Origin of the sequence: Marinobacter daqiaonensis (assembly GCF_900115285.1) — a bacterium.
In the GTDB taxonomy this organism is placed as follows: Bacteria; Pseudomonadota; Gammaproteobacteria; order Pseudomonadales; family Oleiphilaceae; genus Marinobacter; species Marinobacter daqiaonensis.
In genome coordinates, this window is record NZ_FOYW01000003.1 from 256,799 (window position 1) to 275,359 (window position 18,561).

General features: G+C 60.1%; 16 protein-coding genes. 13 read left to right on the forward strand and 3 right to left on the reverse strand.

Translation table 11 applies throughout. The features are described 5' to 3' along the window. The first annotated feature begins 122 nt into the window (after positions 1 to 122). Complete coding sequence (locus BM346_RS16295; protein ID WP_092015676.1) at positions 123 to 1,145, forward strand: porin; 1,023 nt, start codon at positions 123 to 125, stop codon at positions 1,143 to 1,145. A gap of 103 nt (positions 1,146 to 1,248) precedes the next feature. Here BM346_RS16295 and BM346_RS16300 read toward each other — a convergent pair whose 3' ends face one another. Further along, positions 1,249 to 2,415 (reverse strand): NAD(P)/FAD-dependent oxidoreductase, encoded by a 1,167-nt coding sequence (locus tag BM346_RS16300; protein ID WP_092015679.1) that lies wholly within the window; start codon positions 2,413 to 2,415, stop codon positions 1,249 to 1,251. Positions 2,416 to 2,603: 188 nt separating this feature from the next. Then, positions 2,604 to 3,899 carry an MgtC/SapB family protein gene (locus BM346_RS16305; RefSeq protein ID WP_092015682.1) on the reverse strand — a complete coding sequence of 432 codons (1,296 nt, stop codon included), beginning with the start codon at positions 3,897 to 3,899 and terminating at the stop codon, positions 2,604 to 2,606. Positions 3,900 to 4,090: 191 nt separating this feature from the next. Here BM346_RS16305 and BM346_RS18145 point away from each other — a divergent pair, with 191 nt between their 5' ends. The 3 genes from BM346_RS18145 (at position 4,091) to BM346_RS16315 (ending at position 6,098) form a co-directional block, all read left to right on the forward strand. Next, positions 4,091 to 4,633, forward strand: coding sequence for a prolipoprotein diacylglyceryl transferase (locus tag BM346_RS18145; RefSeq protein ID WP_206675656.1), 543 nt, complete (start codon positions 4,091 to 4,093; stop codon positions 4,631 to 4,633). Further along, positions 4,587 to 4,919 (forward strand): TlpA family protein disulfide reductase, encoded by a 333-nt coding sequence (locus tag BM346_RS18150; protein WP_206675655.1) that lies wholly within the window; start codon positions 4,587 to 4,589, stop codon positions 4,917 to 4,919. Before BM346_RS18145 ends, BM346_RS18150 begins: the two co-directional genes overlap by 47 nt. A gap of 105 nt (positions 4,920 to 5,024) precedes the next feature. After that, positions 5,025 to 6,098 carry a beta-N-acetylglucosaminidase domain-containing protein gene (locus BM346_RS16315; RefSeq protein WP_092015686.1) on the forward strand — a complete coding sequence of 358 codons (1,074 nt, stop codon included), beginning with the start codon at positions 5,025 to 5,027 and terminating at the stop codon, positions 6,096 to 6,098. 21 nt (positions 6,099 to 6,119) lie between these two features. On the opposite strand, the gene BM346_RS16320 is transcribed toward BM346_RS16315, so the two are convergent. Next, the gene (locus BM346_RS16320) at positions 6,120 to 7,118 is read right to left on the reverse strand and encodes a ChaN family lipoprotein (protein ID WP_227662782.1); all 999 of its coding nucleotides are present in this window, start codon (positions 7,116 to 7,118) and stop codon (positions 6,120 to 6,122) included. Between the two features lie 141 nt (positions 7,119 to 7,259). On the opposite strand from BM346_RS16320, the gene BM346_RS16325 reads away from it, so the two are divergent. The 9 genes from BM346_RS16325 (at position 7,260) to BM346_RS16365 (ending at position 18,510) form a co-directional block, all read left to right on the forward strand. Then, positions 7,260 to 9,230, forward strand: a complete 1,971-nt coding sequence (locus BM346_RS16325; protein WP_092015689.1) for a CASTOR/POLLUX-related putative ion channel — start codon at positions 7,260 to 7,262, stop codon at positions 9,228 to 9,230. 184 nt (positions 9,231 to 9,414) lie between these two features. After that, entirely contained in the window at positions 9,415 to 11,007 is a 1,593-nt protein-coding gene (locus BM346_RS16330) for an isocitrate lyase (RefSeq protein WP_092015692.1), read from the forward strand. 415 nt (positions 11,008 to 11,422) lie between these two features. Continuing rightward, positions 11,423 to 13,192 (forward strand): SLC13 family permease, encoded by a 1,770-nt coding sequence (locus tag BM346_RS16335; RefSeq protein WP_092015695.1) that lies wholly within the window; start codon positions 11,423 to 11,425, stop codon positions 13,190 to 13,192. Between the two features lie 107 nt (positions 13,193 to 13,299). Then, positions 13,300 to 14,646: a selenoneine synthase SenA gene (senA, locus tag BM346_RS16340; RefSeq protein WP_092015699.1), complete on the forward strand. Its 1,347-nt coding sequence runs from the start codon at positions 13,300 to 13,302 to the stop codon at positions 14,644 to 14,646. A gap of 21 nt (positions 14,647 to 14,667) precedes the next feature. Further along, positions 14,668 to 15,411: a putative 4-mercaptohistidine N1-methyltransferase gene (locus tag BM346_RS16345; protein WP_092015702.1), complete on the forward strand. Its 744-nt coding sequence runs from the start codon at positions 14,668 to 14,670 to the stop codon at positions 15,409 to 15,411. A 590-nt stretch (positions 15,412 to 16,001) separates the two neighbouring features. Further along, the gene (locus BM346_RS16350; protein WP_092015705.1) at positions 16,002 to 16,898 is read left to right on the forward strand and encodes a hypothetical protein; all 897 of its coding nucleotides are present in this window, start codon (positions 16,002 to 16,004) and stop codon (positions 16,896 to 16,898) included. Positions 16,899 to 16,951: 53 nt separating this feature from the next. Further along, entirely contained in the window at positions 16,952 to 17,302 is a 351-nt protein-coding gene (locus BM346_RS16355) for a hypothetical protein (RefSeq protein WP_092015708.1), read from the forward strand. Positions 17,303 to 17,313: 11 nt separating this feature from the next. Continuing rightward, positions 17,314 to 18,006: a C39 family peptidase gene (locus BM346_RS16360; RefSeq protein WP_092015711.1), complete on the forward strand. Its 693-nt coding sequence runs from the start codon at positions 17,314 to 17,316 to the stop codon at positions 18,004 to 18,006. 78 nt (positions 18,007 to 18,084) lie between these two features. Then, positions 18,085 to 18,510: a hypothetical protein gene (locus BM346_RS16365; RefSeq protein ID WP_092015714.1), complete on the forward strand. Its 426-nt coding sequence runs from the start codon at positions 18,085 to 18,087 to the stop codon at positions 18,508 to 18,510. Positions 18,511 to 18,561 lie beyond the last annotated feature (51 nt).

Consider the following 18,561-nt stretch of genomic DNA (forward strand, 5'->3'; position numbering starts at 1 on the left):
AGAATGAGACATTTTCATTTAATTGAAACCGTTCATTAACGGTCTGTTCATAAAAGCTCTCCATAGTGGTGGCCACGGAATTAACCACCGATCAAAAATGATCACGTCTGGAGAGAAAACGAATGAAAAAACAACTGCTCGCACTGGCTATCGGTTCTCTGGTTGCTGCGCCTTCCCTGGTGCTGGCTGACAAGGGGCCAACCGTCTACGGCAAGGTCAATATCACCTATGAGAACGTCGACGACGGCACCGATGATCAGTGGGAACTGCGGAGCAACGCTTCCCGTATCGGCGTCAAGGGCACCCTCGACCTGGATATACAGAACGTTCAGGCCATCTATCAGGCTGAGTTCCAGATGGATGTTGACGACGGTAACCGTGGTGACAACAATGTCTTTTCCCAGCGCAACATCTACGGCGGCTTCAGGCACGCCAACCTGGGCACGCTGATCGCTGGGAAGTTCGATACCCCGCTCAAGAAAGCCCAGATGGACGTGGACCAGTTCGGTGACCTGGCGGCGGACATCGGCGCCATCGTTGACGGCGAGGAGCGCCTGAGCAATATTATCCAGTACAGCACGCCCAAGCTGGTCAATGCCGTGACCCTCAACCTGGCAATGATTCCAGGCGAGGGCAGCACCCGCGCCGGTGAGGTACGCGACGGTGCGGCGGATGCTTTCTCCTCTTCACTGGTATTCGACAGTGGTACCTTCTATGGTGCCCTTGCCTATGACTCGGAAGTGCCCACCACCGTGTACGACGCGGACTTCGCCGGCGTTTCCAGCGCTGATTACACCGCCGATGCAGTTCGCCTGACAGGTGGAGCCCGTATCCAGAACTTCGAGATTGGTGCCCTTTACCAGATGTCCGAGACCTCGGACGACGTGGCGGGCGTTTCTTATGAGGACAGCTCCTATGTCCTCAGCGGCGCGGTCAAACTGTCCCGCTGGAAGCTCAAGGCCCAGTACGGTCTGACCGACCTGGATCAGTCCGACGATGATCTGACCCTGATGGCGTTGGGAGCGGACTACAAGGTGGGTGACAAGAGCAAGATATTCACCTATTACGCCAACGTTGAAGCTGACGACGCCGCGCTGGAAGACACCAACTTCGGTGTTGGCTTCGAACACAAGTTCTCCATGTAATGCTCCAGGCCAACCTCACGGGGTAGGCCGTTGTGCCTGAGTTGAAGACTTCGACTTGAGTTGACGACGCTTTACCGGGATCTTCGAGTCCCGGTTTTTTCGTTCAGGCGGGGCGCCAGTAGGCGGTTTCCCGGCCAACCCGGGAAGGCGCGGGCAATTCCAGGGGCGGGACCTGGCGGTGCAGGAACCAACGCTCCGCCACGATCCGGCGGGTAAACCAATGGGACTTCATCAGGCTGGCAGCCAGGGGCATCTTGACCCAGTCGGGCACCTGCAGGGCCGGGTCGGCGCTCATGGAGCGGGTGCCAAAGCGTTGGGCAATGGCTTCCCCGTAGGGTTGCAGGCTGCGGGCAGAGAGATCAGGCTCCGAGCGAATCACATTGGCGGCGATCAGCGCCGATTCCACCGCAGGGCGTATCCCCTCCCCGCTCTGGTTGAAGGCCAGGCCAGCGGCATCGCCGATCAGCATGATGCCGTCGTCCACCAGGGGGCGCTCGGCGTGGTCGTAGAGCAGGTAGGCGTGGTCCTTGAAGCGGCCAGGAAGGTTCGCGGGGATGCGCCCCTGGGACTGCATATTGGCGACAAACTTTTCCAGGTGTCGCGACAGCCTGGTGGGATCTTCCCGCCCCAGGCCCACACTCAGGTAATTTTGCTTGCGGAATATCCAGGCGTAACCCTTCAGGTCCCGGCAGAACCAGAGCTCGGGACGATCTCCCCGTGCCTGACAGTCACCGGCCTGCTCCGGGGTCATCTCGAACTCCATTTCCTTGGCCGCCACGGTGGTTTCGTGGCTGCCAGGCCCCGCCCCGAGATACCGGGCCACGGGGCAGAAGTGGCCTCCGGCGCCGATCAGCAGCGGCGTTTCCCACCGGTCGTTGATGATCCAGTTGCCATTGCCGTGGCCGATGTCGGTGATTTCGGTGCCCAAGGCCTGGTCGGTACCGGCACGGTCGAGGAGATAACGATCAAACTCGTTGCGGCGGATGCCGTAGCTGACGTTCTCACCGTGATCGTTTTCCACGGCATTGTTGCCAATCATACCGATCCGGAAGCCGCGTATGGGCTCCAGAACATGATTCCTGGCATAGTCGTCGGGATCGATTTGCAGGGCGTCGAGTACCGCCGGGGTGATCCAGCCCGCACAGCTCTTGTCCCGCGGGAACCGGGCCTTGTCGATGAGCAGAATGCGCTTGCCGGTGTTCTGAAGGGCCCAGGCGAGGGTCGATCCGGCCGGCCCTGCGCCCACAATGATAAGATCGTAGTAATCCATATCAATGGGTCCCTTCCCACGCGGGGCGGAATAAAGGCATCGGGCTGGCTCCAGCATGTTGTTGTTGTGGATGCGTCAAGAGCGCACGGGTGTCAATGTCACCTGAATGAACAGTATAGAAAATGATCGGGTTTTGTCACCTTTTACCTGTGTCGTCCCTCTACGGATTGTTTCCGGTCTCTACTCGTTCAGCCGACCACAAGCTGCTGGGCCAGAGCCACCGCCAGCCCGGCCACCAGTGAAATCGCCATGGGTACCCCGACGGAGAGGCCCAGTCGCCGGGTGCCGATGCTTGCGGCCATGGTCGATTTCACAAGGTTATTGACCGAGGCCGCGATAACGATCCCCACGACTGCGGTACTGGCGGCAATGGACTCCTGGGACATGCGGGTCAGTGAGAGGGTGATGGCGTCAACATCGGTAATGCCGGAGGTGGCGGCCAGAACGTAAATCCCCAGGTCCCCCAGCCACTGGCGAAGCCATTCTCCCAGCATCAGTATGACAGTCAGCAGGGCGCCGAAGATCAGTGCGGACTTGAGGTCCAGGGGGTTCTGGTTCAGTGTGGGCTGGTCGACTCTCAGATCGCGCCGGTTGCGATGCCAGATGATTCCCGCGCCCAGGTAGAGAACAGCCGCCATGCTCAGGACCGGCCAGAGCAGGGCGGGCACGAGGGCGGTATTGATGATGGCACCGTAGATGAGGATGCGGGGGAACATGGTGCCGCAGGCTATCAGGATGCCTGCTGCGAACATGGGGCTCAGCGCGCCATTCTGCCTGGACTCACGGGCATAGTGCAGGGTGAGGGCGGTGGACGAACTGAGGCCGGCAAACAGGCTGGTGAAGAGGATGCCCTTTTCCGGTCCGCCCACCCGGATGGCGAAGTAACCCACGAAAGAGACCGAGGCGATCAGCACAACCATCCACCAGATCTCGTAGGGATTCAGTACGTCGCCGGGGCCCATGCCCTGATTGGGCAGCAGCGGCAGCAGCACCACGGTAATCAGCAGCAGTTTCAGCCCGGCGTCCAGCTCCCGTTCCTCCAGTTTATGGAGGGCGCCATGGATCTCCTGTTTATTGTCCAGGATCAGGGCGGTCACCACCGCCGCGGCCGCCGCCATCGCCATGTCCACGGCCACCACCATGGCGCCGAAGCAGAAGGTGAGCAGAATGCCGACAATACCGGTGATACTGTAGTCGCGGGTGTCGGCGGTCTGGATCCGGTAGGACACCAGGTTGACGCCGATAACCCCGAGGAACATGGCCGGAAACGCCCACACGGTCAGCGCCTCCGTCAGCTGTGCCGACACGGCCCCGAGCAGGCCGGTGAGAGCATGAGTGCGGATGCCCGCTATACGCTCGCCGGGTTTTTTCTCGCGGGCTTCCCAGCCCCGCTGAAGGCCGATCAGGGCGCCGAGTAGCAGAGCGATCGCCAGCTGGAGGGCAACTTCATTACTGTCCAGGAAAGAGCTTGCGACTTCATTCACGGGAGGTCAGATCCGGTCTGTTAGAATTGGGCATCGGGCAATCGGCAGCGTCAGGGTGGTGCGCCAGAAAGAACTCCGGCTTCCCCGGCGATCTTATTTTCGGGCCGCGCCGCACCAAGCATAACGGAAGTGGCCAGATCTTGTTAACCGGGCCGGTTCACCAGCCAGCAACCTTATGAGGCGCACTCCACATGTCTATCCTTTCCCAGACGGTATCCCTCGGCCCACTGGGTTTTACCGTGTCCCAGGTGTTGATGTTGTTCGCTCTTGGCGTTGCGCTTCTGGTGGGGGCGTTTCTGGGCCGGCGATATGGGGTGGTGGTCAGTGATGCGCTGTTCACCCTGATTCTGGTGGCGTTCGCCGGTGCCAGGGTGGTTTTCGTGCTTCGCTATCACGAGAGCTACGGAGGCGTACTTTCGGTGCTGGATATTCGGGATGGCGGCTTTGATGTCACAGCCGGGGTAATTTCTGGCCTGCTATGGTTGTGCTGGTCCAGCTGGCGAAGCGCATCCCTGCGTCGCCCGCTCTCCGCCGCGGTGTTGTCGGCCGTAATGGTCTGGGGGGTGCTCGGCGGTCTGATTCTGTTGATGGACAGTGATAGCAGGCCGGTGCCCGACCTGACCCTTGCTTCGATGGATGAGAGTGCCATCAACCTTCGTGATGTTCAGGGGGGGAACGGACCGGCCCATGGTCGTGAATCTCTGGGCCACCTGGTGTCCGCCCTGTCGTCGTGAAATGCCCGTGCTGGCGGAGGCCCAGGCCGGCCAGGAGGGCATCGACTTTGTCTTCGTGAACGTGGGGGAGGAGCCACCCACTATCCGAGGCTTTCTCGACTCCCAGGGCCTGGCCCTGGACAATATCCTGCTGGACCGCAATAACCGTCTGGGCGCGGTTACCGGCACCCACGTTCTGCCGACCACCCTCTTCTACAACGCTGATGGGTTGCTGGTGTACAGTCATACCGGTGAGCTGTCCCGGGCGACCCTACGGCAGGGGGTGGAAAAGCTGTTGCCGCATTAACGTCCGGAACTCGCGCCTGTCGCCGGTTGTCAGGAAACGCTACCCGACGACCCATTCTCGCCTCCGGTCCCGGGGGCCATCATCAACAAAGGTCGGACTGCCCATATGATACCGGAGCTGGGAATAATCGAGGGGTTCTACGGGCCCATGTGGGGATGGGGCGACCGTCGTGCCCTGATGAGCTTGTTGCGGCCCCATGGCTACGACTTCTACTGGTATGCCCCCAAGGCTGACAGCTTCCTGCGTCGTGCCTGGCAGGAGCCCCATCCGCCGGAAGTGGCCGCGGAAATCGAGGGTTTTGGCCGGTGGTGTGATGATCAGGGCATCGGCTTCGGGATCGGGCTGAGCCCCTGGGAGGTGTTCAATCATTTCGATGACACCGCTCGCCGTGCGCTGGCCGACAAGCTGGCGTTTTTCGAGTCGGTGGGCGTGACCCGCCTGGCGATCCTGTTCGACGATATGAAGGCCGACACTCCCGAGCTCGCCCTGCGGCAGGTTGAAATCATTGACTGGATACGCCAGAGAACCGGTTTCCGACAGCTGGCGGTATGTCCGTCCTACTACTCGGATGATCCGGTGCTGGACCGGATCTTCGGACAACGGCCATCAGGTTACCTGGAAGATCTGGGGGCGGCGCTGGATCCCACGGTGGATGTATTCTGGACCGGCGAGGAGGTTTGCGCACGGCAGGTGTCCCCGGGACACCTGCGCCGGGTTGCCCGGCAACTGGGGCGCAAGCCATTGCTCTGGGACAACTATCCGGTAAACGACGGCGACCGTATGTCGCGGCACCTGCACCTGCGGGGGTTCACCGGGCGACCGTCGGTCAATGCCGGGCTCATTCGCGGCCACGCCATCAACCCGGCCCTCCAGCCCACGCTGACCGCCATTCCGGCCCTGACCCTGGCCCGCAGCTACCTTGAGGGGGAGGACTACTGTTATGCCGAGGCGTTCCGGCTGGCGGCCCGGGAGATCGCCGGAAATGAGCTGGCGGAGATGCTGCTGGAGGACCTGCTGTTGCTGCAGGATTCCGGACTGCACCGGCTCGGCGACGAGCGGGTGAGCCGGCTGAGGGAGCGTTACCGGCCATTCGAAGACCAGCACCCGGTCGCCCGGGAGGTGGTGCGTTGGCTGGCCGGCAGCTACCAGGTCACCGATGAGATGGTTCAGACGCAGTAGGCGGTTGGCGCCTGCTGACTGCTACTGACAATCCAGCTTTCGGGCCTGGCTGAACTGTTCCATCAGGGCGGCCTTTCCGCGTTGCTCGTCCCGGTATTCTTCCGGCAGGGGCTGTACGAAGTACAGGTAGTCACCTTTTTCGGCGTGTTCTGCCGGCAGTGGCGTGGCTCCCGGTTGTTCAAGAATGACCGGACTGATGACAGCGATGGTCAGGTCCGGTCGCCGTTGTTCCAGTACCCCCACCAGTCCCATCCGTTCCTCGCTGTGGAATGTCCCCGTGATCACCAGAACCTGATGGCCGGGATCTTGCGCCAGGGTGACCAGGACCCGGTCGGCCATGGTGTTGTCCCGCAGCAGCTGGGCCTGGTAGGAATTTTCCAGGCGCTGCCGGTTTGCCTGCGTGTGGCTGCCATGGCCGTTGCTGCCCATGACCTCGAGAAATTTCTGGCGGTACCCCGGCGCCTCCCGGAAGGGCTGCGCCGGAAGCCGGTTTCTCACGGAGGACGGCAGTCCATCCAGGTACCCGGGCCCCTTACGCCCCACGCAGCGCACCACCTCATCGGGGGCGTTGGCGGCCACCACCGGAAGCTGATGCCAGCGGGCGAACTCCATCAGGGGCCGGTACGAGGCCCTGTAGTTGCGCCAGGCGCCGGCATCCTCGATCAGTTCCTCCTCCCCCAGCCGGCCTTCCAGGTACTGGTCCACCTCCCTCTGATGGTCCAGGTCAAAGGGCTCCAGCGCCAGTGCCTGCTCCGGGTTCCGGCTGTAAAGCGCCGCCTGCAGACGGGCCTGCAACAGGTGCGATGCCTGATGACCGTGATGCTCTCCCACCACGATCACGTCCATTTCCGACAGCTGGTGGGCCAGCTGCGAAATCGTCACCCCTTTACCGGAATCGGCGCTGAACACCGCGGCATCGTAGAGCGTCACCGGTATTTCCTGCCGAGGCTGTTGCGGAGTCGCGCAACCAAGCAGGAGCGGCAGCGCCACCAGAAGTGAGGCAATCGGTTTCATGGCCATGGTGTCAGCTCCGGAGAGTCATCATGTGACAGGGGTGAGTGTATCCGAAAATCCAACCGGATCTCGACGAGAGGCAGGCAGAAGGAAACATCTGGGTTATGCTGATGCCATCTTTTCAATCGGATTCTGATCGGGACCCAAATGCTGCCATTCCGGATTGTTGATCGTGTCAAATTTCTCGTCGAGCGCCAGCTGGTAAAGGGTGCCGGCTTCCAGTTACTGGTGGTCGCCGCCTTCATCGCCATCATCTCGATCATTGGCGGAATTCTGGTGGTGCCCCTGGAAGGTGAGTTCGATCACCTGGGTACCGCCATCTGGTGGGCGTTTCTGCGGCTGACGGATCCCGGTTACCTGGGTGATGACGTCGGTGCCTGGCGGCGCTTCGTCTCCACCCTGCTCACCATCAGTGGTTACGTAGTATTCATGGGTACCCTGGTGGCCATTCTTACCCGCTGGCTGATCGCCAGGATGAACGAGCTGGAGCGGGGGCTGACGCCGGTTACCCTTAAAAACCACATCGTGGTACTGGGCTGGACCAGCCAGACCCTGCCCATGCTGTCCGAGCTTCTGGGCTCTACCGGGCGTATGCGTCGCTTCCTGGAAAAGCACGATACCTCCCGGCTGAACCTGGTGGTGCTGGCGGAAGAGGCCAGCGCCCAGCAGGTGCACGAGCTTCGCAGCGAGCCGGGTATTGGCAGCCGGGCCCGGCAGGTCATTCTGCGCTCCGGCCTGCCCATCCAGCCCGACGCACTGCATCGGGTCGCGTGCCTCGATGCCGCCGCGGTGATTGTCCCCAGTGCCGTCCACGAGGCGGGAAGCCTGGTGACGTCGGACATGGAAACAGTCAAGGCACTGCTTTCCATCGCGGGACAGGCCCGGCACTATCGTTCCTCACTGCCCTTCGTGGTGGCGGAACTTCAGGACATCCGCAAACTGCCGGTGATTGAACGGGCCTACCCCGGAGACATCGAAGTGGTTGCCGGGGATGCCACCATCAGTCGGCTGATGGCCCAGAATATCCTTCATCCGGGGCTCTCGGAAGTCTACAACGAACTGCTGGCCGGAGAAGGCGATAACGAAATCTATGTGCGCAGCGGTGACTCCGTGGCCGGCTTGAGCCTTGGTGATCTGGCGTCCCAGAGACCCAGTGCCATCGTTCTGGGCGTGTTGAAACCTGCGGTAAATGGCTGGGCCGTGCACCTGGCGGCGCCATCTGACACGCTCATCGAAGCCCGGGATCGGGTCGTGATGATCGCCCGGGATTACACCGCCACCGAGGCCGACGCCAAACGGGCACCCCTGCCCCTGATCGTCCGCGGTGAGGTCAGCTCCCGGCCCCCGGAGATAACTGCCGCCGCCCACAGGGTGCTGGTACTGGGCTGGAACCGGCGCGTGCCGAGTCTTATCGCCGAGCTGGCCAGTTACCGTGGCTGCCGCTTTGAGGTGAGGGTGGTTTCGGTGATCCCGACAGCGGAACGGGAGCACAGTATTGCACAGTACGTTGGCCCCGAGATGCCTCTCCCCTGCCACCACCTGGAAACGGATTTCATGGTGGAAGAGGAGCTTCGCCGGATACAGCCGGCTGACTACGACTCGATTATTCTGCTCAGCAGCGACCGCCTGGCTTCGGGCGAGGAGGCGGATGCCCGGGCCATGGTGGGCTACCTGCAGCTGGAAGACCTGCTGAGCGAAGGGCAGCGGCGACCGCAGGTGATGATGGAGCTGAGTGATCCCGACAACCGGCAATTGCTGTATGGCCACCGCAGCGAGATGATGATCAGCTCGATGATCCTCAGCCACGTGCTGGCACAGGTTGCCCTGCGCCGTGAGTTGAGGGTGGTGCTCGACGAGCTGTTTACCGTCGGTGGGGCGGAGATCCTGTTTCGTGATCCCGCGGACTATCCACTGCCCGCCAGTGCCGATTTCCAGTTACTGGAAAAAACCCTCGCGGCGGAGGGCGAGATTGCCCTGGGGGTCCGCCGGGCCGTCGCTGACGAACGGGGCCATCATCTGCAACTGAACCCGCCGAGGGACGAGTACCTGGAACTGGAAGCTGGCGACCGCCTGGTGGTCATGACCGTGGTGACGGCAGATGCCCTGCAAAGCCGATAGATCAGGGGATCTGGTGGTCTTTTCAGTCATTCATTAAAAAAATGCCGGGAATAGATAATATAAATTTCAATTATGCGATAAAACTCACTAGAGTATCCGCCATCTTCGGTGATCTGCTCAAAATTTGAGCGGAGCGCTGGTTCACTGCAAGATCCTCCAACCCGTAATAGCAAGGACCAAGACCATGCCTTACGCACAAGACGTTGATGCAGTCTCACAACTGCTCAAGAAGCACCCGACCTGGAACGCGATCAATCCCAAGCACGCTGCCCGCATGCGCGCCCAGAACAAGTTCAAGACAGGTCTGGACATCGCCAAGTACACCGCCAAGATCATGCGCGAAGACATGGCGAACTACGACAAGGACACGTCCCAGTACACCCAGTCTCTGGGCTGCTGGCATGGCTTTATCGGTCAGCAGAAGATGCTGTCCATCAAGAAGCACTTCGGCTCCACCAAGCGTCGCTACCTGTACCTGTCCGGCTGGATGGTTGCTGCCCTGCGCTCCGAGTTCGGACCGCTGCCTGATCAGTCCATGCACGAGAAGACCGCTGTTTCCAGCCTGATCGGCGAGCTGTATACCTTCCTGCGCCAGGCGGATGCATGGGAACTGAACCACCTGTTCCGTGCCCTGGAAGAAGCCGAGCAGGCCGGTGACACTGCCAAGGCGAAGGAACTGGAAGAGAAGATCGACAACCACGAAACCCACATTGTGCCGATCATCGCCGACATCGACGCTGGTTTCGGTAACGCCGAAGCGACCTACCTGCTGGCCAAGCAGATGATCGAGGCGGGTGCCTGCTGTATCCAGATCGAGAATCAGGTTTCCGACGAGAAGCAGTGTGGCCACCAGGACGGCAAGGTGACCGTTCCCCACGCCGACTTCCTGTCCAAGATCAACGCTGTTCGTCTGGCGTTCCTGGAGCTGGGTGTGGACGACGGTGTGATCGTTGCCCGTACTGACTCCCTGGGTGCCGGCCTGACCCAGAAGCTGGCCGTGACCGACGAGCCGGGCGACCTTGGTGACCAGTACAACGCCTTCCTCGACGGCGAATACATTGAAAGTGCTGACGACATCAACAACGGGGATGTTGTGATCAAGTCCGAAGGTCGTCTGCTGAAGCCGAAGCGTCTGCCGTCCGGCCTGTTCCAGTTCCGTGCCGGTACCGGTGAAGACCGCGTCGTGCTGGACTGTATCACCAGCCTGCAGAACGGTGCCGACCTGCTGTGGATCGAGACCGAGAAGCCCCACGTTGGCCAGATCGCCTCCATGGTTAACCGCATCCGTGAAGTGGTGCCTGACGCCAAGCTGGTTTACAACAACAGCCCGTCCTTCAACTGGACCCTGAACTTCCGTCAGCAGGTATTCGATGCCTGGAAGGAAGAAGGCAAGGACGTATCCGCTTACAACCGCGACAAGCTGATGAGCGAAGAGTACGACAACACCGAGCTGGGCAAGCTGGCCGACGAGTGGACCGCCAACTTCCAGCGCGATGCGGCCCGTGAAGCAGGTATCTTCCATCACCTGATCACCCTGCCGACGTACCACACCGCGGCTCTGTCCACCGACAACCTGGCCAAGGGCTACTTCGGTGACGAAGGAATGCTTGCCTATGTCGCGGGCGTACAGCGCAAGGAAATCCGTCAGGGTATCGCCACCGTGAAGCACCAGGACATGGCCGGTTCCAACATCGGCGATGACCACAAGGAATTCTTCGCGGGTGACGCGGCCCTGAAGGCCGGTGGTAAGGACAACACCATGAACCAGTTCGGCTAAGCCGACGGGTTCAGTGTTCTCTCCGGTGGGCCAGGGCCCGCCGGAACCACTGACAGAAAGGGCTGGCGGGAGAGATCCCGCCAGCCCTTTTTGTGTCTGGCGTCCGGTTTGGTCAGTTCGCTGGCCTGCTGAGCCGCTGAGAGTCTTGAGAGTGAGGCGCGGTGGCAAAGCTTTGGCGGTTCCGCATTGAGTCAGCGCAGCGCCGCTTCCTCGAAGCGGGCAATCCGCTCCTCCGTCATGGGGTGTGTGGGCTGGGCTCCGCCCAGTGCTTCGGTCCAGCCGCCGTCAGGGAAATGAGACGGAATTCTTGAGCGGCTATTATTAAATGAAATTCATTAACTCCCCGTGATGTTATCCACGTTTTCTGAGATGCTTCGGGCCTACATCGTGGTTTCCAGGAGAGGAGGTGCCATTAGTGAGTACTGATCAGGCCATTGTTTTTACCGTATTGGTGGCTACTCTTGCCCTGTTTGTCTGGGATCGAATCCGTTTTGATATCGTGGCCATGCTGGCCCTGCTGGCCGTGGCCGTCACCGGCTTGGTCCCGTCAAAGGATCTTTTCTCCGGCTTCGGGCACCCGGCCATCATCACGGTAGCGGCGGTGCTGGTGATCAGTCAGGGACTGGTCAACGCCGGCGTTGTGGACAGTATTGCCAGGCAACTGGGACGGGTAGGGGATAACCCCACTCTTCAGGTGATCACGATAACCGGTGTGGTGGCCCTGTGCTCGGGCTTCATCAATAACGTGGGCGCGCTGGCTTTGCTGATGCCGGTGGCGATATGGATGGCGCGGGAATCCGGGCGCTCTCCCTCCTTTCTGCTGATGCCCCTGGCTTTTGGCTCGCTGCTGGGCGGTACCATGACGCTCATCGGCACGCCGCCGAACATCATCATTGCCTCGTACCGGGAAGGCGATGCCAACTTCGGCCTGCTGGACTTCCTGCCGGTGGGCGCCACGATAACCGTGGTGGGGCTGGCTTTTATCAGCCTGGTGGGGTGGCGGCTGACCCCCAGGCGAGAGGATAGTGGTACCGGCAAGAAGCTGTTCAGCGTGGGTGACTACGTTACCGAACTCCGGGTCCCGGAAGGGTCCGATTATGTCGGTCAGACCCTCCATGACCTGATCGTCGATATCCGTGACGAGGCGGATATCGCCGTGCTGGCGCTGGTTCGCGACGACGACCGAAAACTGTCTCCCTCCACCCATAAGGTGCTTCGTGCCGGTGACGTGCTGCTGGTGCAGACCGACACCGACAATCTTCAGTCTGTCCTGGACCGGGCGGATCTTGAGCTGGGGGAGCCGGATGAGGGAAGAGACGAACTGGAAGAGGGTGACGCCCGGATCGTGGAGGCGGTGATTACGCCGGATTCCCACCTCACCGGTGAGACAGCCAATCGTCTGCGCCTTCGGGAGCGACACGGTCTGAACGTCATTGCGGTGGCCCGGCAGGGACGCCGGTTGAAGGAACGCGTGGGCCAGATCAAGTTACGGTCGGGGGACATCCTTCTGGTACAGGGCCAGGAAGACTCCCTGAGTAATGACCTGCGAGAGATCGGGGCCCTGCCTCTGGCAGAGCGGGGGCTGAGATTCAAGACCGAACGCCGCACCTGGGTTGCGGCCGGGATTTTCCTGTTGGCGATTGTCAGCATTCTGGCTGGCGCCTTGCAGCCGCCGGTTGCTCTTGTGGCGGCAGCCGTACTGATGGTTGTTGCCAGTGTTCTTGATGCGAATGAAGCCTACAAGGCCATTGACTGGTCCGTGATTGTCCTGCTGGGAGCCATGATTCCCGTTGGCACGGCCCTGGAGACGACGGGTGGCGCCGAGTTGCTGGCCAGCCAGCTGTTCGCTGCAGGGGAATCGCTATCGCCGGGCCTCCTGCTCGCGGTCCTCGTGGCAGGCACCATGATTCTCTCCAATATCGTCAACAACGCGGCTGCGGCAATCCTGGTGGCGCCCATTGCACTCAGCATTTCCGACAAGATGGGCATCGCCTCTGACGCCACGCTGATGGCGGTAGCGGTGGGGGCCTCCTGTGCCTTCCTGACGCCCATCGGGCACCAGTCCAATGCCCTGGTCATGGAACCGGGAGGCTACGAATTCGGAGACTACTGGCGTCTTGGGCTGCCGTTGTCAGCCCTGGTAGTTGTCACCTCGGTGCCGGTCATCCTGTGGGTATGGGGATAGCAGCCAGCCACCGCACTTCTCCCGCCAGAGTCGCGATGACGGTAAGGCTGATCCATTGTGGTAGTCTGCCTGTACATACTGGACAATCAACCAACGACGGGTAGCTCATGTACGACAAAGCGTGGTTGCTGAGTTTGCTGGAAGAAACGCGGGATCGCACCCTTGCAATGGTGGATACGCTGGCAGACGAGCAGCTTCAGGTGCCCTACCATCCCGGCGTCAATCCGCCGCTATGGGAAATGGGGCATGCGGCCTTCTTCTACGAAGTGTTCGTGTTCAATCTGCTGGATGGCACGCCCAGCCACAATCCGGCCATGGACGACTTCTGGGATTCGTTCCACATCGACCACCACGATCGCTGGAGCCGTGAGTTTTTTCCCGGCCGCGACAAGACCCGTGACTACTTCAATATCGTCTACGACCGGGTCGCGGAGCGCATCTGCGAACAGCCGCTGGGTGAGCGGGAACTGTACCTGTACCGGTACGCCATCTACCACCAGCACATGCACATCGAATCCATGACCTGGTGCCGGCAGACTGTGGGCTACCCCGCCCCCCCTGGTGTTGAAGTCCAGGCCTCGGAGGCGAATCCGCCCGGTGGCACCGATCTCGGCGACGCGGAGATTCCCGCAGGCACATGGCTGATCGGAATGCCTGGAGAGTCGGACCTTTATGCCCGTGACGATTTCGCTTTCGACGCGGAAAAGCCGCGTCATCCGGTTTTTCTGGAGGCCTTCCGTATTTCCCGGACGCCCGTTTCCAATGGCGAGTTCCTGGCCTTCGTGGAAGATGGCGGCTACAGGCGTCCGGAACTCTGGTCCTTTGGCGGACGCAAATGGCTGCAGACGGAGACGGACGTGGCCCTGGTCCATGGCGCCACCACGCCGGTCATGCGGGAGCCCCGGCACCCCCTGTACTGGCGGTATCATGAAGGTCAGTGGCAACAGCGGCTGTTTGATCGCTGGCACCCCCTGAACCCGGCGGCACCGGTCCTGCATGTCTCCTACTGGGAGGCGGAAGCCTGGTGCAACTGGGCTGGCCGTCGTCTGCCCACGGAGGCGGAGTGGGAGGTTGCGGCCCTGGGAAACCGGCCGGACGGACCTTTCCGGCGGTTCCCCTGGGGTAACCAGCCGCCCTCCCCGGAGAATGCGGACCTGGACGCCCGGCGCATGGGCCGTCTGGCGGTCACCGATCTGTCCGCCGGTGACAGTCCCTTTGGCTGCCGGCAAATGGTGGGAACCGCCTGGGAATGGACCAGCGAGCAGTTTCTCCCCTATGACGGCTTCAAGGTGGACATGTACCCCTTCATGTCGACGCTCCAGTTCGGCGACCACAAGGTCACCAGGGGCGGCAGTTGCGCCACCTCGTCGGTGCTGATACGGGGCACCTACCGGCAGGCCTACCTGCCCCAGCGCAACGATGTCTATACCGGGTTCCGGTCCTGTGCTCTCTGAGCCTATCCACGGGAGAAACTGATGAACGTCTATGAAACCGACGAACTGTTGGGGCAGTACCTCGCCTTTCACTTTGGCGATAGTCACTTCGGAGTTGGCAATTACCCGGCGCGCTGTGCCGGCGTATGCCTGGAGCTGATGGCCGGACGTGAGAAAAAGCGTGCCCTCGACCTGGGTTGCGCCGTTGGCCGCACCAGTTTCGAGCTTGGGCGGGCCTTCGAGGAGGTTGTCGGCCTGGATCTTTCGAATCGCTTCATCCATGCCGCGCAGACGATGAAGTCCGAAGGGGCCATGGATTACTTTCTCCGGGACCAGGGCGATTTGGGCAGCACCGCCAGCGCCAGCCTGGAGGCCCACAACCTGGGCAATGCCGCGGCAAGAGTGCAGTTCCAGGTGGCTGATGCCTGCAGCCTTGGTCCGGAACACGAAGACTATGACCTGGTCTTCGCCGGCAATCTGATCGACCGCTTACAGGACCCGGGAGCGTTTCTGCAGAGCGTCCACCGTCTGCTGAAGCCTGGCGGTGTTCTGGTGATCAGTTCCCCCTACACCCTGATGGAGGACTTCACGCCAAGGGCAAACTGGATCGGCGGTTTCGAGCTCAATGGTGAGCCGGTGACCGTGCTTGACGGCATGAGATCCATTCTGGCACCCCGTTTCGAGCAGATGCAGAATCCGGTGGATATCCCCTTCGTGATCCGCGAAACCGCCCGCAAGTATCAGCACACCATCGCCGAGCTGAGCGCCTGGCAAAGACGGGTTTAGCCGCGGAATCCGCGGGAGTACGCGGAAAAAAGTAAAAATTGACCGGCTGCGGACGCACTCGGGGAAGGGCAAAGAACCTTTACGGGTGTGATTCTTTCGTCAGGAAGTCTTGGCGAAGGCCGTGGCAGGCCCCTTTTTTGGCTTTATTCTGATCCTTTCTCTTTGTTTTTCAGTCCTCTCCGAGATTTTCACGGCTATCCCGCCTTTATCGTTCGGGCGTAATCCTTGGGCAGAATACAGGCCCTGGGGGCGTGGTCAGGTCCGGACTACTGCCTTGGTCTGTACGTAATTTTTACAGAGTCTTCGTTGAGCTATATGCATGATATTCAGCCATAAGTTCAACTGTCGGGATCTGGGGAGCACGGGCAGGTGTTCCACTATTGCGACAGAAATCGATGCCCGGAGTTTTCTGTCTTCGGGTGAGTATTAAAAAATCATATTTAAAACAAAGCATTAGAAATGCTCCTTGGAAATGGCACGGGAATCGCAATCCCCTTCCAAGCGGGCCTGGTGCATGGAGTACCTGTAAGCGCTTAGGTGTCGGAGGCCCCGAATAACCAAGAGCCAATAACACAGAAGGAAGGGATATCATGAATGCCAAGAAAAGCTTACTGGCGATGGCCATTGCATTTGGACTGGGTGTTTCCGGTGCTGCCTACGCGGACCTGGGTGGGGACGGAGATCCGAATACCAACGCAGATGATACGTCTACTGCCAACAACGACCATTCCGGTAACACCGACTCCGGTAATGACAATTCCACAACCACCGATGTCGCCGATTCGTTCAAAATCGCCGACAGTGGAAACGACATGTCTGACAATTCGGACAACTCCGATAATTCGGACAACTCCGATAACAGCCTGACAAACGCCAACACCGACAATTCGGACAACAGCACCAATGTCACCGACTCGTTCAAGGTGGCTGACAGTGGAAATGACATGTCCGACAACTCTGACAACTCCGATAATTCGGACAACTCGGATAACAGCACCAACGTCAGTGATTCTTTCAAGATCGCTGACAGTGGAAACGACATGTCTGACAATTCGGACAATTCCGATAACTCGGATAATTCCGATAACTCGGATAATTCCAATAACTCGGACAATTCGGACAACAGTACCGATATCAGCGACTCCTTCAAAGTTTCAGGGAGTGGCAATAGTGACAGTTCCGACAATTCCACGAATACCAGCAATTCCTACAACACCAGCGACAGCTCCGACAGTAGCGTTACCGAGCTGAATCTTGATGTGTTCATGAACGACGCCGAGCTAGATGGCTCGGTCAGTGGCACCACCGTGACGTACGGTTCTGCCAGTAGTGAGAATTCCTATACCGAAGCCCGTGCCGCCAACGAGATCTCCGGCGGCTCGGCCAACTTCACCGGTGTAGGCGCCTTCGCCCAAAATACGGGTGCCGGCAGCGTGACTCAGGCCAACGTCAGTGTCATGTCCAACCTGTCCACTGGTGGCAACTAAGGAAAATCGGGCTGCCTGCCTCTGGCGGCGGCCCGTTTTTCAGGAGGACGGCTATGGCTAAGGTCATCAGACGGACTTTGCAGGCTGCCGTGTTGCTCTGGGTACTGCCCTCGGCCCCGCCTGGCCTGGCTGAGCAGTGGATGGATGCAGCCACGCTGACTGAAGATCAGTTGGCTGGTACCAGTGGCCGCCAGGGATTACCCATGCAATGGCAGGTGAACAATGCCCAGCAGAACGGCTCTGTTGCCAATAATGTGCTGACTGGCAACGTGGTCACCGGTGACAACCAGCTGTCCGACGGGGCATTCGAGCATATGAATGGCATTGCCACCGTAATCCAGAATACCGGAAACCAGGTTGTCATTCAGGACAGTACGCAGATCAACATTCTGATCAACCAATAAAGGGGTGGGGCATGGGTAGGCGCGAAGGCATGATAGCCGGGCTGTTGTTTGGCCTGCTCCTGCCCCAGGTTCAGGCGGGATCGGTGACTGTACCGGGAATCGGTGGGAACCTGTCCGTCCCCGTGGAAAGCTACCGTGAGAAAACCTTTAGTGAGGTCATTCGTCAGCAGTACGACTTCAGTTGTGGTTCGGCGGCGGTGGCGTCACTGCTGTCGTACCATTACGCACACCCGGTATCAGAGCAGGAAGTGTTCCGGACGATGTTTGCCCTGGCGGACGAAGACAAGGTTCGCAGTGAAGGTTTTTCGATGCTGGATATGAAACGTTACCTGCAAATGGAAGGCTATCAGGCGGACGGTTTTCGCATGCCTCTGGCTGGTCTGAAGGAGCAGGTCCGTCTTCCGGTGATTGTCCTGATCAATATCCGGGGCTTCCGTCATTTCGTGGTGATCAAGGGTATCAGCGACCAGGAGGTGCTGGTTGGGGACCCGGCCCGAGGGCTCAAGGCATACAGTCACCGGGAGTTCGAGGAATACTGGGACGGTACGGCTTTCGTCATTCGCAGTCATCTGCAGCAGGGGCGCGCGTCCTTCCTTGGCGATGACGACTGGCCGGCAATGGCCAGAGCACCGGTGCACAAGGCGCTCCGGGAACTGCCGGGAGCTCACAGCCTGCCATACTGGCCCTCATCAAGGGAGTGGTGAACGATGAAAACACCGCGAGGCCTGCTTTTCCTCAGTTTGATACTTCCTGTCCTGGCTTCTGCCGGACCCTCAGGAACTGTGGAGTTCGATTTCCGCGGTGTCCCGCTGGCAGATGAAGAGCTTGACCAGCTTCGTGGCGGTTTTCTACGGGGCGATCTGGAAATATCCATTGGCCTGGACCAGATTGTCACCTTCAACGGTGAGGAGTTGGTCGTAAACCGTCTGACCATCCCCAACCTTAACCAGCGTGTCAGTGGCCGGGCGATGGATTACAGCCACGAGACGGTAATTCAGATACTGCGGCCTGATCAGACCGGCGGTGCCCGGGTGGCGACAAACCCGAGTGTGGGAGGCCAAGGCTGGACCACGGTGATCCAGAATAACCTCAATGACTCCGTGATCCAGAATATCCATCAGCTCAATATCGAGCTCGATAACCTGGCCGTCAGCCACCAGATGCCGCTGCACCTCGGGGAGCACCTGAATCGTCTGCTCAGTCGCTAGGAAACGCCGCAAACTTTTGTTACGGGACACCAGACAACACCCCGAGGCCAG